The sequence below is a fragment of the Mixta tenebrionis genome, assembly GCF_006517625.1.
GTDB lineage: Bacteria > Pseudomonadota > Gammaproteobacteria > Enterobacterales > Enterobacteriaceae > Mixta > Mixta tenebrionis.
This window is the reverse complement of the sequence record NZ_VHQI01000001.1, coordinates 499,882-514,039: the sequence shown is the minus strand read 5'-3', so window position 1 is coordinate 514,039 and position 14,158 is coordinate 499,882. Positions and strand designations below refer to the sequence as shown.

At 55.1% G+C, this 14,158-nt stretch carries 10 protein-coding genes; 9 read left to right on the top strand and 1 reads right to left on the bottom strand.

Features of this window, described 5'->3' with window-relative positions:
- Positions 1-55 precede the first annotated feature (55 nt).
- A complete protein-coding gene (gene ycaO / locus FKM52_RS02350) occupies positions 56-1,813 on the bottom strand; it encodes a 30S ribosomal protein S12 methylthiotransferase accessory factor YcaO (protein ID WP_141174576.1) in 1,758 nt (585 codons plus the stop codon).
- Positions 1,814-2,121: 308 nt separating this feature from the next.
- Between ycaO and serC the strand changes: the two genes are divergently transcribed.
- The 9 genes from serC to FKM52_RS02305 all read left to right on the top strand — a co-directional run bounded on the left by serC (position 2,122) and on the right by FKM52_RS02305 (position 14,138).
- A complete protein-coding gene (serC, locus tag FKM52_RS02345) occupies positions 2,122-3,207 on the top strand; it encodes a 3-phosphoserine/phosphohydroxythreonine transaminase (protein ID WP_141174575.1) in 1,086 nt (361 codons plus the stop codon).
- Between the two features lie 83 nt (positions 3,208-3,290).
- Positions 3,291-4,577, top strand: a complete 1,287-nt coding sequence (gene aroA, locus FKM52_RS02340; RefSeq protein ID WP_141174574.1) for a 3-phosphoshikimate 1-carboxyvinyltransferase — start codon at positions 3,291-3,293, stop codon at positions 4,575-4,577.
- A 208-nt stretch (positions 4,578-4,785) separates the two neighbouring features.
- The gene (cmk, locus tag FKM52_RS02335) at positions 4,786-5,469 is read left to right on the top strand and encodes a (d)CMP kinase (RefSeq protein ID WP_141174573.1); all 684 of its coding nucleotides are present in this window, start codon (positions 4,786-4,788) and stop codon (positions 5,467-5,469) included.
- Positions 5,470-5,583: 114 nt separating this feature from the next.
- Positions 5,584-7,257 carry a 30S ribosomal protein S1 gene (gene rpsA, locus FKM52_RS02330; protein WP_038627041.1) on the top strand — a complete coding sequence of 558 codons (1,674 nt, stop codon included), beginning with the start codon at positions 5,584-5,586 and terminating at the stop codon, positions 7,255-7,257.
- Between the two features lie 86 nt (positions 7,258-7,343).
- Entirely contained in the window at positions 7,344-7,628 is a 285-nt protein-coding gene (gene ihfB / locus FKM52_RS02325) for an integration host factor subunit beta (RefSeq protein ID WP_038627039.1), read from the top strand.
- Between the two features lie 205 nt (positions 7,629-7,833).
- Positions 7,834-10,095: a ComEC family protein gene (locus FKM52_RS02320; protein ID WP_141174572.1), complete on the top strand. Its 2,262-nt coding sequence runs from the start codon at positions 7,834-7,836 to the stop codon at positions 10,093-10,095.
- A 35-nt stretch (positions 10,096-10,130) separates the two neighbouring features.
- On the top strand, positions 10,131-11,879 hold the full coding sequence (gene msbA, locus FKM52_RS02315; protein WP_141174571.1) for a lipid A ABC transporter ATP-binding protein/permease MsbA: 1,749 nt from the start codon (positions 10,131-10,133) through the stop codon (positions 11,877-11,879).
- Complete coding sequence (gene lpxK / locus FKM52_RS02310; protein WP_141174570.1) at positions 11,876-12,859, top strand: tetraacyldisaccharide 4'-kinase; 984 nt, start codon at positions 11,876-11,878, stop codon at positions 12,857-12,859. The genes msbA and lpxK overlap by 4 nt, the downstream gene beginning before the upstream one ends.
- 58 nt (positions 12,860-12,917) lie before the next feature.
- Positions 12,918-14,138 carry a winged helix-turn-helix domain-containing protein gene (locus tag FKM52_RS02305; RefSeq protein ID WP_141174569.1) on the top strand — a complete coding sequence of 407 codons (1,221 nt, stop codon included), beginning with the start codon at positions 12,918-12,920 and terminating at the stop codon, positions 14,136-14,138.
- The last annotated feature ends 20 nt before the right edge of the window (positions 14,139-14,158 follow it).

Here is a 14,158-nt window from a genome sequence, read left to right as displayed (position 1 = left end):
AACCGGCCAGCTATTATAAAGTAGCTGGCCTGAATTAACAGACTGGCAGCGCTATTTATTTCCAGTAAAGCCGTTTAGCGCGCTGTAATTTTTCCCAGGCCGCCAGCAAAGCCTGATGGGCTGGAAAAGCCTGTAGATTGTTGTCTACCGGCTGCAGCCCATAAAAAGGCTCTTCGCCGCTTAAAGCCGCTGAGGCTGCCGCAACCGCGTCTGCGCCATACATACGTATAAAGGCCGTGTAATACTGTTGCGGATCGCGCTCTTCTTCCTGTGCCAGCAGCAGCAAAGTTTGCAGGCAGCGGTAATAGTTGGCGCGTTCGGCAGTAAACACCGAGCTGTTGAACTCCATCGTCCATTCGGTCCAGATCAGCGCCTGATCGAGATCGCCGCCGGCCAGCGCCAGCATGGCCTTCAGTTCGCCAATCCGCAGCGTATACCAGCCGTTATCTTTACCGGTCGCCAGCCCCAGCAGTTCACGCACGCGGGTAAAGTCGTCATGGCCTTCTTCATCCAGCTGTTCGATGAGCGCCAGATAATCCGCTTTATCCCACTGGCTGCCAGGCAGAGCCAGCAGCGTTTCGCGCAGCGCGGCGCCCATATTATTATTCGCCAGCAGCAAATCTTCCGCCGGATAGATATCAGACATCCCCGGAACGATAATGCGGCAGGCATAGACGCCCAGATGCTCGTAGTCTGCAATATAAACTTCTTTATCTTCCGCCTGGAAAATGGCCATCAGCGTGGCAAATTCCTCTTCCGTGCTGCCGTCAAAGCGCCAGTCAACAAAAGGATAATCCGCCGTTTCCTTAAACAGATCCCAGGAGATAGCGCCGCTGGAATCGATAAAGTGCGTTTCCAGATTGGCGTGCTCAGCGACTTCTTCGTCATCAAAGGTAGGCGGCGTAAACACATCCAGATCTTTCAGGCTGCGGCCCTGCAGAAGTTCGGTCACGGTGCGTTCCAGCGCCACGCCGAAATCGGGGTGGGCGCCGAAAGAGGCGAAGCAGGTGCCGTTTGACGGATTAAACAGCACGACGCAAATCACCGGATACTTGCCGCCAAGCGACGCATCGAAGGCAAAAATCGGGAAGCCTTCTTCCTCAAGACGAGCAATCGCTTCCACGACGCCAGGATAGCGATCCAGTACCGCTTGCGGGATCGCCGGCAGGCTGATGGCTTCAGCAATAATGCGATTTTTGACATAGCGTTCAAAAACCTCGGAAAGCCCCTGCACGCGCGCCTCATTGCGCGTATTACCTGCGGACATGCCGTTAGAGACATAGAGGTTGCCGATAATATTCACTGGAATATAAACGGTCTGCTGGTCAGACTGGCGGGTAAAGGGCAGGGCGCAGATACCGCGCGCGCTATTGCCGGATTGCAAATCGATCAGATCGCTGGCGCTCAGCTCATTTTCCGCATCGTAAAACTGGCGCAGGCGTGCATCAAGCATACCTGCCGGCAGGCTATCGTCTTCCGGCAGCGGGAACCACTTTTCATGGGGATAGTGCACGAATTCGCCGTTGGCGACGGCGTCGCCTAACCAGAAATCGGCGAAAAAATAGTTAGTCGATAAACGTTCGAAATATTCACCGAGCGCAGAGGCCAGCGCCGCTTTTTTGCTGGCGCCCTTACCGTTAGTAAAGCAAAGCGGGCAGTCGCGGTCGCGAATATGTACCGACCAAACATGAGGAACGGGGTTCAGCCATGAGGCTTCTTCAATATTGAAGCCCAAATCCTGCAGCTTTTGCTGAAAGCGTGTAATGGAGTCTTCCAGCGCGGCATCTTTGCCCGGAATAAAAGTTTGAGTCATGTCGCCTACTATTGATTGGTTGCGCGTAAAGCGCGCAATGATACGGGCTTTCCGTTCAGGACGCTATTGACGCGCCAACTTTCCTTAACCGTATCCTGACAAAATTATCATTTTCTTTCTGCCGCTATCCCTCTCTGATGCGTGAAGCCTCACAAAATATCGCGTCGCTTTACTTTTGCCCTACAAGCTGTTGCGACAGATGCGGAGAAAACGTGATCCCGCCCAGAGAAATGTTTGCAGCATACTAATGGCAGTGATAAAACCGATAGCCTATTCACATCCAACCGATCTGACAGTGGTGACGGGAAATGACGCAGGTTTACAATTTCAGCTCCGGTCCGGCAATGTTGCCGGTAGAAGTGCTTCGTCGTGCGGAACAAGAGCTTTGCAACTGGAACGGGCTGGGCACCTCCGTAATGGAAATCAGCCATCGCAGTAAAGAGTTTATTCAGGTTGCAGAGGAAGCAGAAAAAGATTTACGCGATCTGCTGAAAATTCCCGGCAACTATAAAGTTTTATTCTGTCACGGCGGCGCTCGCGCGCAGTTTGCCGCGGTGCCGATGAACCTGCTGGGCGCGGCGAAAACCGCAGACTATGTCGATGGCGGCTACTGGGCGCACAGCGCCATTGAGGAAGCGAAAAAATACTGCCTGCCGAATGTTATCGACGCTAAGGTGCAGGTTGACGGCAAACGCGCGCTGCTGCCGATGAAAGCGTGGACGCTGAGCGATGAAGCCGCCTACGTACATTTTTGTCCGAACGAAACTATCGACGGCCTGGCCATTGATGAACAGCCCGATTTTGGCGACAAAGTGGTGGTGGCCGATCTCTCATCAACCATCCTCTCGCGTCCGCTGGACGTCAGCCGCTATGGCGTAATCTATGCCGGCGCGCAAAAAAACGTTGGGCCTGCCGGGCTGACGCTGGCAATAGTGCGGGAGGATTTATTAGGCAGGGCTCAGCAGGCGTTGCCGTCGGTACTTAACTATAAGACGCTGGCAGATAACGACTCTATGTACAATACGCCGCCTACGTTTGCCTGGTATCTTTCCGGCCTGGTTTTTAAATGGCTGAAAGAGCGCGGCGGCGTCAGCGAGATCGATAAAGTTAATCAGGCGAAAGCCGATTTGCTCTATGGCGTTATCGATCGCAGCGACTTCTATCGTAACGAGGTGGCTACGGCTAATCGCTCTCGCATGAATGTGCCGTTCCAGCTGGCTGAGCCGTCGCTTGATAGCCTCTTTCTGGAAGAATCTTTTGCCGCTGGTCTGCATGCGCTAAAAGGACACCGCGTTGTCGGCGGTATGCGCGCTTCTATTTATAATGCGATGCCGCTTGAAGGGGTGAAAGTTTTGACCGACTTCATGATCGATTTTGAACGCCGTCACGGCTGATTCCGATCTGCTTTGCTACTTACTGAAAACCTCGCCCTGATGCGAGGTTTTATTGCGCTGCTTTAATGGAGAAAAGTGTTCACATGCAGGAATCCCTGACATTACAACCCATCGCTCACGTTGAGGGCACGGTTAATCTTCCTGGTTCTAAAAGCGTGTCTAATCGTGCTTTGTTGCTGGCTGCGCTGGCGCAGGGAAAAACGCTGCTGACCAACCTGTTGGATAGCGATGATATTAAATATATGCTGCAGGCCCTTAGCGCGCTGGGAGTGAGTTATACGCTCTCCGCCGATCGTACCGTCTGTGAAGTCAGGGGCAACGGCGCGCCGCTGAAAGCGACAGGCGCGCTGGAGCTTTTCCTGGGCAACGCCGGCACCGCCATGCGGCCGCTGGCCGCCGCTCTGTGCCTCGCCGATAATGACCTCATCCTGACCGGCGAGCCGCGCATGAAAGAGCGCCCTATCGGGCACCTGGTCGATGCGCTGCGTCAGGGCGGCGCGCAAATCGATTATCTCGAACAGAATGACTATCCGCCGTTGCGCATTCGCGGCGGTTTTGTCGGCGGGGAAGTCACCGTTGACGGCAGCGTCTCCAGCCAGTTTTTAACCGCCCTGTTGATGGCGGCGCCGCTGGCGCCGCAGGATACCGCGATCGTGATTAAAGGCGAGCTTGTTTCGCGCCCCTATATCGCGATCACGCTGCAGCTGATGAAAACCTTTGGCGTTACGGTAGCCCATGATAATTATCAGCGTTTCTCTATTCGTGGAAACCAGCGCTATATTTCGCCGGGTAATTATCTGGTTGAAGGGGACGCTTCATCCGCATCCTATTTTCTTGCCGCTGCGGCGATAAAAGGCGGGACGGTACGCGTTACCGGCGTCGGGCGCCATAGCATGCAGGGAGATATCCGCTTCGCTGACGTGCTGGAAAAAATGGGCGCCCGCATCGAGTGGGGCGATGACTATATCGCCTGTACGCGCGGAGAACTGCACGCTATCGATCTGGATATGAATCATATCCCTGATGCCGCGATGACCATCGCGACCGCGGCGCTGTTTGCCAAAGGCACTACGGTACTGCGTAATATATATAACTGGCGCGTGAAAGAGACCGACCGTCTGGCTGCGATGGCTACCGAGCTGCGTAAAGTCGGCGCGCAGGTGGAAGAAGGTCATGACTTTATTCGCATTACGCCGCCTGCCCATATCCGCTCCGCGGCGATAGGCACCTACAACGATCACCGCATGGCGATGTGTTTCTCGCTGGCGGCGCTGTCAGATACGGCGATAACGATTCTTGATCCGAAATGCACGGCGAAAACGTTCCCGGATTATTTTGAGCGGCTGGCCGCTATCAGTAAGCACGCTTAAGTGCCACGTACCGCTTTTTTGCAACCTCAACAGCGCTGACGGGCTGGCGTAACGGCTTTATTACAAAGGATTGTCCTAAAAAGAAGAATATTTAAGCCCGGTCTATGCTTAAAGTTAACGTTCGGAATGATTGCAGCGTATAATGCGCCGCGACCTGTGATTGAATGCAGGGAGCCATAAGAACGACCAGCAGCGACAGGAGAAAAATATGACGGCATCAGCCCCGGTAATAACCATCGATGGACCAAGCGGCGCCGGTAAGGGCACGCTGTGTAAAGCGATGGCTGAAGCGTTGCAGTGGCACCTGCTGGACTCCGGCGCTATTTATCGCGTGCTTGCGCTGGCAGCGTTGCATCATCAGGTAGATATTGAAACAGAAGAGGCGCTGGTGCCTATTGCCGCGCATCTCGACGTACGCTTTATTTCTACCGATGGCGAAATGGCGGTCATCCTGGAAGGCGAAGACGTTACGGGTGAAATTCGCACTCAGGAAGTTAGCAATACCGCTTCAAAGGTTGCAGCTTTTCCGCGCGTGCGTGAAGCATTGCTGCGACGTCAGCGGGCATTTCGCGATGCGCCCGGCCTGATCGCCGACGGGCGTGATATGGGCACGGTGGTTTTCCCGGACGCGCCGGTAAAAATTTTTCTGGACGCCAGCTCCGAAGAGCGGGCGCAACGCCGTATGCTACAGTTGCAGGAAAAGGGCTTTAGTGTTAACTTTGAACGCCTTTTAGCCGAGATAAAGGAGCGCGACGAGCGCGATCGTAATCGGGCTATTGCGCCGCTGATACCAGCGGAAGATGCTTTGGTGCTGGATTCTACCAGCATGAGCATCGAACAGGTTATTGCTACCGCACTGGGCTATGCCCGTGAAAAGCTGGCCTTAGCATAACGGCGGCGAAACAGATGCTATAACCTGATGCCATGGAAGGGCATCAGGCATGTTAAACAACCCCATCCGGCAGGAAGTCAGATGGACGTTAAATTTACCTTTTAAAGATTAAATATGACTGAATCTTTTGCTCAACTCTTTGAAGAGTCCCTGAAAGAAATCGAAACCCGCCCGGGTTCCATCGTTCGTGGCGTTGTTGTTGCTATCGACAAAGATGTCGTACTGGTTGATGCCGGTCTGAAATCTGAGTCTGCCATTCCGGCTGAGCAGTTCAAAAACGCCCAGGGCGAAATTGAAATCCAGGTCGGTGACGAAGTTGACGTTGCTCTGGATGCAGTAGAAGACGGCTTCGGTGAAACCCTGCTGTCTCGTGAGAAAGCAAAACGCCACGAAGCCTGGCTGATGCTGGAAAAAGCTTACGAAGAAGCTGCAACTGTAACCGGCGTGATCAACGGCAAAGTCAAGGGCGGCTTCACTGTTGAGCTGAACGGTATTCGCGCGTTCCTGCCGGGTTCCCTGGTTGACGTGCGTCCGGTGCGCGATACGCTGCACCTGGAAGGCAAAGAGCTTGAATTTAAAGTAATCAAGCTGGATCAGAAACGCAACAACGTTGTGGTTTCTCGTCGTGCCGTTATCGAATCTGAAAACAGCGCAGAACGCGATCAGCTGCTGGAAAACCTGCAGGAAGGCATGGAAGTCAAAGGTATCGTTAAGAACCTCACTGACTACGGCGCATTCGTCGATCTGGGCGGCGTTGACGGCCTGCTGCACATCACCGACATGGCGTGGAAACGCGTTAAGCATCCGAGCGAAATCGTCAATGTTGGCGACGAAATCACGGTTAAAGTGCTGAAGTTCGACCGCGAACGTACCCGTGTATCTCTGGGTCTGAAACAGCTGGGCGAAGATCCGTGGGTAGCTATCGCTAAACGTTATCCGGAAGGCACTAAACTGACCGGTCGCGTAACCAACCTGACTGACTACGGCTGCTTCGTGGAAATCGAAGAAGGCGTTGAAGGTCTGGTACACGTGTCTGAAATGGACTGGACCAACAAAAATATCCACCCGTCCAAAGTCGTTAACGTCGGCGACGTGGTAGAAGTGATGGTTCTGGATATCGACGAAGAACGTCGTCGTATCTCTCTGGGCCTGAAACAGTGCAAAGCTAATCCGTGGCAGCAGTTTGCGGAAACCCATAACAAGGGTGACCGTGTTGAAGGTAAAATCAAGTCAATCACTGACTTCGGTATCTTCATCGGCCTGGAAGGCGGCATCGACGGTCTGGTTCACCTGTCTGACATCTCCTGGAACGCAACGGGTGAAGAAGCGGTTCGCGAATACAAAAAAGGTGACGAAATCGCCGCTGTGGTTCTGCAGGTTGACGCAGAACGCGAACGTATCTCCCTGGGCGTTAAGCAGCTGGCAGAAGACCCGTTCAACAACTACATCTCTCTGAACAAGAAAGGTGCCATTGTTACTGGTAAAGTCACTGCAGTTGACGCTAAAGGTGCTACAGTTGAATTAGCAGACGGCGTTGAAGGCTACCTGCGCGCTTCTGAAGCTTCACGCGACCGCGTTGAAGACGCAACTCAGGTGCTGAATGTTGGCGACGAAGTTGAAGCCAAATTCACCGGCGTCGATCGTAAAAACCGCGTTGTAAGCCTGTCTGTGCGTGCTAAAGACGAAGCTGACGAAAAAGATGCTATCGCTTCTGTTAACAACAAACAGGAAGAAAGCAACTTCTCTAACGCGATGGCTGAAGCGTTCAAAGCTGCTAAAGGCGAGTAATCGTCTGCCGGTTCCGGGTTGCCGCTGGCGCCCGGAAGCGGAAGCAGGCTGTCAGACCATTCCAACAGGGATTAACCGGAGGATTAATGACCAAGTCAGAACTTATTGAAAGACTTGCGGCCCAGCAAACTCATATCCCGGCGAAAGCCGTAGAGGATGCGGTAAAAGAGATGCTTGAACACATGGCCACGACTTTGGCTCAGGGTGAACGCATCGAAATCCGGGGGTTCGGCAGCTTCTCTCTGCATTACCGTGCGCCGCGCGTTGGGCGTAATCCTAAAACTGGCGATAAAGTGGAACTGGAAGGTAAATACGTTCCCCACTTTAAACCCGGCAAGGAACTACGCGATCGGGCGAATATCTACGGTTAAGGCAGAATGACGACGCATAAAAAACGACACTACGGTGTCGTTTTTTTTTGTCTTTTTTTAGCGTTGCGCGTTAGCTCGCAGCGCGGGTGATTAATTCGGTAACGGCTTTAATTTTTTCCCATTGTTGCTTCCGGTAATCTCTTTTGCCGCCAGCGGTTAACTTCAGATGCGGGCATACTCATCCTTCGCTTAACGGGATGAAACAATGCCATATTCTCTGCCTTTTCTGGCCCTGATGTCAGCGCTTGGCACGCTCCCCTTGCTCTTGCTGGCAGATTTGCCCGGCGAGAAGTGTTTACTGCTGCTGCTAGCCGGCGCGTTGCTGTTTTTAGCGCAACCGCTACGCAGTCTGCGCTATATCGGCGTTTACGGGCTGTTCAGCGTGTGGGCCTTGCTGGCCGCGCAACAGGCGCTGGCACCTTTTGCCGGACTGACGCGCGCGCCTGTTGCCGTAACGGCGGAGATTGTGCAGGTGCTTGCTGAAAAAGAGCGGCTGGTGATCAGAATCCGCCGCTATGGCAAGCAAAACTTATTTCTTCCGCTGTATGCCAGCGTCGCGGTCAGCCGGATACAGCAGGCATGGTGTCCGGGTCAGCGCTGGGAAATGAATTTGCGGTTAAGGCCGGTGCACGGCAGGCTAAATGAAGGCGGCTTTGACGCGCAGCGTTTCGCTGTTGCTAACAGCATGCCGTTGCAGGGAACGCTGCTGGCGGCGAAGGTGATAGTCAGCCGCTGCTCAATGCATCATCGGCTGGTTAGCAAGGCTCAGCAACAATATCAACATTTACCCTGGCACGGTGTTATGACGGCATTGCTTTTTGGCGATCGCCAGAGGTTGAGCGTGGCGATACGCGATACGCTGCGCGATACGGGCATTGCCCACTTAATGGCTATTTCAGGTATGCATATCAGCCTGGCCGCCTCTCTGGGTTGGATCGCAGCGCGTCTGTTACAGTTTCTGTTGCCTGCGTGGCGCATCAGCTATCCGCTGCCGTTGCTGTTCAGCCTCGGCGTAGCCGCGCTCTACTGCTGGCTCTCCGGCAGCAACCCGCCGGCAATAAGGGCGTTGATAGCGTTAACGGTATGGGCAGTGATTCGCTTTCAGCATATCAACTGCAATAGCTGGCAAATCTGGCTGGTTTGCGTAGGCACTATTTTATTTTTCGATCCGGTAACGGTGCTTTCCGATAGCTTCTGGCTTTCGGTACTGGCGGTTGCGATGCTGCTGTTCTGGTATCAATGGTTTCCCTTGCCTGCGCGCTGGCGGCATCGTAAACGCTGGATGCCTTTGCAGCTTGCGCATCTGCAGCTGGGAATGATGCTGTTGATGATTCCCCTGCAGGCATTGATTTTTCACGGTCTGAGTTTAACCTCGCTGCCGGCAAATATGCTGGCGATTCCGGTGGTTTCTTTTATTACCGTTCCGGCATTGCTGGTGGCGTTAATTATGCCTGCCGACTGGCTGGCTTTGCCGTTCTGGTGGCTGGCGGATCGCTCTCTGGCGCTGCTTTTTTATCTGCTGGCGTTTCTACCGCAAGGATGGATGGCGCTGGGTAAGAATGCGCTGGTTGTCGGCGTGCTCGTCTGGCTGTTGCCGATCGCTTTTCGTCTGGGCTGGTGGCAACGGGCGCCGATAGCGCTCATTACCGCCTGCTCGCTGCCGCTGCTGTGGCACGGCTCGCGCGCCAGGCCGGAATGGCGGCTGGACATGCTGGATATCGGCCATGGCCTGGCGCTAGTGATTTCGCGCCAGGGACATGCGCTGATCTATGACACGGGCAACCGTTGGCCTGGCGGCAGCGCCGCACGGCAGGCGCTGCTCCCCTGGCTTAGCTGGCAGGGCCTTAAGCCCGATGAAATTATTATCAGCCATCAACACCTTGATCATATTGGCGGCCTGGAGGATATGCAAAAAGCATGGCCGAACGTCGTCGTGCGCAGCGCGTTGGCATATCCTTATCACCAACCCTGCGTGGCCGGTATGGCCTGGCGCTGGCAGGGGCTGCAGTTTGACGTGCTGTGGCCGCTGGCTACGGGCACGCAGGGCGGTAATAACGACTCCTGCGTGCTGCGCATCAGCGATGGGCGTTATCGCGTGCTGTTAACGGGCGATCTGGAAGCCAGAGCGGAAAACAGGCTGTTACAGCGCGATCGGCAGGCGCTTAAAGCCGATATTATCCAGGTGCCGCATCACGGCAGCAAAACCTCATCCAGCGCTCCGCTGTTACGCAATGTCGATGGCCGTCTGGCCCTTGCTTCGGTAGCACGCTATAACGCATGGCGTCTGCCTTCAGCGCGTATTGTGGAACGCTATCGCGCTTTGGGCTATCTCTGGCGCGATACGGCCCATTCAGGTCAGCTCAGCGTAGAGTTTTATTCTGACGGATGGCAAGTTAAAGGCTTAAGAGAACAAATATTGCCCCGCTGGTATCATCAGTGGTTTGGCGTCCGCGGGGAATCCAGGTAAAATGAGCGGCTATTTCAAACAATGCTGGTTAAATAATGCATCAAGATAAAGATCTCTCAACATGGCAGACCTTTCGTCGCCTTTGGCCGATGATCGCACCGCATAAAGCGGGATTGATTGTGGCAGCCGTAGCGCTGATCCTCAATGCGGCAGGCGATACCCTTATGCTGTCATTGCTGAAACCTTTACTGGATGAGGGCTTTGGTAAGGCCGATAAGTCAGTCTTAATATGGATGCCGCTGGCGGTAATTGGCCTGATGCTGGTTCGTGGCGTAACCAGCTATGCTTCAAGTTATTGTATTTCATGGGTTTCCGGCAACGTAGTGATGAATATGCGCCGCCGTTTATTTAAGCATATGATGGGCATGCCGGTTTCCTTTTTCGATCAGCAATCCACGGGCACTTTGCTGTCGCGCATCACCTACGATTCGGAGCAGGTGGCTTCCTCTTCATCCAGCGCGCTGGTGACCGTGGTGCGTGAAGGGGCGTCGATTATCGGCCTGTTCATCATGATGTTCTATTACAGCTGGCAGCTTTCCCTGATTCTGATTGTGCTGGCGCCGATTGTTTCGCTGGCGATCCGCACCGTTTCAAAGCGTTTTCGCAGCATCAGCAAAAATATGCAGAACACCATGGGACAGGTCACTACCAGCGCAGAGCAGATGCTGAAAGGGCATAAAGAGGTGCTGATTTTCGGCGGGCAGGAGGTTGAGGCTCAACGTTTTGACAAGGTCAGCAACCGCATGCGTCATCAGGGTATGAAGCTGGTCTCCGCCTCTTCTATCTCCGATCCTATTATCCAGCTAATCGCTTCTCTGGCGCTGGCCTTTGTGCTTTACGCCGCCAGCTTTCCCAGCGTCATGGATACCCTGACGGCAGGTACGATTACGGTAGTGTTTTCTTCCATGATCGCGCTGATGCGTCCGTTAAAATCATTAACGAATGTCAACGCGCAGTTTCAGCGCGGTATGGCTGCCTGCCAGACGCTGTTTTCTATCCTCGACAGCGAGCAGGAAATCGATACCGGCACGCGCGAGATTGAGCGGGCAAAAGGCGATATCGAATTTCGTCATGTTACCTTCAGCTATCCTGGGCGCGATATTCCTGCCCTGCGCGATATCAATCTGACCATTGCAGCGGGTAAAACCGTCGCGCTGGTAGGGCGATCCGGCTCCGGGAAATCCACCATGGCCAGCCTGCTGACGCGTTTTTATGATATTCAGCAGGGCGAAATCACCATTGACGGATACGATCTGCGTGAATACAGCCTGCGGTCGCTGCGTAATCAGGTCGCGCTGGTCTCGCAGAACGTTCATCTGTTTAACGATACTATCGCGAACAACATCGCCTATGCTCGTACCGATGTCTATAAGCGCGAAGAGATCGAAAAAGCGGCTGAAATGGCTCACGCGATGGACTTTATTCGTAAAATGGAGAATGGGCTGGATACCGTAATCGGCGAAAACGGCGTGCTGCTTTCCGGCGGCCAAAGGCAGCGTATCGCTATTGCGCGCGCGCTGCTGCGCGACAGCCCGATTCTGATTCTGGACGAGGCTACCTCCGCGCTGGATACTGAATCTGAACGTGCGATCCAGTCAGCGCTGGATGAGCTGCAGAAAAACCGCACCTCGCTGGTTATTGCGCACCGCCTGTCGACGATTGAGAAGGCGGATGAAATCGTAGTGGTGGAAGATGGACGTATTATTGAGCGCGGTACGCATGATGAGCTTATCAGCCGGCAGGGCGCCTATGCGCAGCTGCATAAAATGCAGTTTGGCCAATGATTGAACGTATCTGGAGCGGACGCTCGCCGCTCTATGTGCTGCTGTTGCCGCTCAGCCTGCTGTATGGCTTCATTACCGCGCTGATCCGTCTTGGCTATCGTCTCGGCCTGCGTAAAGCCTGGCGTGCGCCGGTTCCGGTGGTGGTGGTAGGAAACCTGACCGCCGGCGGCAACGGTAAAACGCCGGTAGTCATCTGGCTGGTGCAGCATCTGCAGCAGCGCGGCCTGCGGGTCGGCGTAGTGTCGCGCGGCTATGGCGGAAAGGCGGCGCATTATCCGCTGTTGCTAACGGCGGAAACTCCTACTCAGCAGGCGGGAGACGAGCCGGTGCTGATCGCCCGGCGTACCGGTGCGCCGGTAGCGGTTTCTCCCGTGCGTAGCGAGGCGGTGCAGGCGCTGCTGGCGGCTGGCCCGTTGGATGCCATCGTTACCGATGATGGTTTGCAGCACTATGCGCTGGCGCGCGATATTGAGATAGTTGTGGTGGACGGCGAGCGTCGCTTTGGCAACGGCTGGTGGCTGCCGGCCGGCCCCATGCGGGAGCGCGCCGGACGTCTGAGCAAGGTTGATGCGGTGATTGTAAACGGCGGTAACGCCGAAGCGTCGGAAATAGCCATGAGCCTGGCGCCCGGTGCGGCTATCAATCTGAAATCGGGCGTAAGCCGCCCGCTATCGTCGTTCACTTCCGTTGTCGCAATGGCCGGGATTGGACATCCTCCGCGTTTCTTCGCCACCCTGCGCCAGCAGGGGGTTACGCTGATTAAAACCGTGCCGCTGGCCGATCATCGTTCCTGTAGCGAAGCCGAATTGCTTGCGTTAACGCCAAATAATGAAACCTTAATGATGACGGAAAAGGATGCGGTAAAGTGCCGCGCCTTTGCTCACGATAACTGGTGGTATCTCCCGGTCGAGGCGCGTTTATCCAGCGGCGCGGAGAGTCTGCTGGATAAAATTGCTGCGCTGGCTGCCCGCTCTCGCTAAGGTAAATCTTTTCCACCGAGCGATGACCTCGGGCGCCGGCTGACAGAAGGAAACGCTGATGGCGCCCCTGGCTCTTTCCCGACAAACCGCCCGCAATGTGCATCTTGCGACGCAGGGCCTGTTAAACCCGCCGAAACGCAAAGCAGGTTTTAACGATCTGCTGGCGGTTATCAAACGTATGTCGCTGCTGCAGATCGATACCATTAATGTGGTAGCGCGCAGCCCTTATCTGGTTCTGTTCAGCCGCCTCGGCGACTATCCGCAGGCGTGGCTGGAGCAGGCGCTGGCTAACGGCAGCCTGTTCGAATACTGGGCGCATGAGGCCTGTTTTATTCCCACGGAAGATTATCCGCTGCTGCGGCATCGTATGCTGCAACCGGAAAAAATGGGCTGGAAGTACAGCGCCGAATGGATGCAGCAGCATGCCGATGAGATCGCCAGCCTGCTACAGCATATTGCTGAAAAGGGGCCGGTGCGCTCTGCCGATTTTATGACCGCGCCGGGACATCAGCCCGGCTGGTGGGCATGGAAACCCTATAAGCGTCACCTGGAAAACCTGTTTACCGCAGGCGAGCTGATGGTCAGCGGACGGCGCAATTTTCAGCGCCTGTACGATTTGCGTCAGCGGGTGATGCCGCAGTGGGACGATGCCTTGCATATGCTCAGCGAGCCGGCGGCGCGCGAACAGATGTTGCGCAACAGCGCTGCCAGCCTGGGCATTTTTCGCGCTGAGTGGCTGCCTGACTACTATCGTTTAAAACAGGTGGCGCTGAAAGAGCTAGTCCCGCGCTGGCAGGAAGAAGGCTTTATTGTTCCCGTCACGGTAGAAAAAATGGGCGTGATGTGGCTGCATCACGATGCGCTGGCGCGCCTGGAAAAACCGCTTAGCGCCAGCCATACGGCGCTGCTTTCGCCTTTCGATCCGGTGGTGTGGGACCGGCGGCGAGCTGAGGCGCTATTCGATTTCAGCTATCGGCTGGAGTGTTATACCCCGGCGGCGAAGCGACAGTATGGCTATTTTACTTTGCCGCTGCTGCATCGCGGGGCGCTGAAAGGGCGGCTGGATGCAAAAATGCTGCGCCGCGAGCGCTGCCTGCAGGTTAATCAGCTATGGCTGGAGGAGAAAACCCGCGTCAGCGCCGGGTTTGCGGCGGATCTGCAGCGAGCGCTTAGCCGTTTTGCCCGCTGGCAGGGCGCGGAGCGGGTCATACTAAGGCAGGCGCCCGGTGAACTGATGCGGATACTGGGAGCTGGCTGGCAACTGGCGGAGCAGGCTTGACATTATCGCCCTGTTCTGCG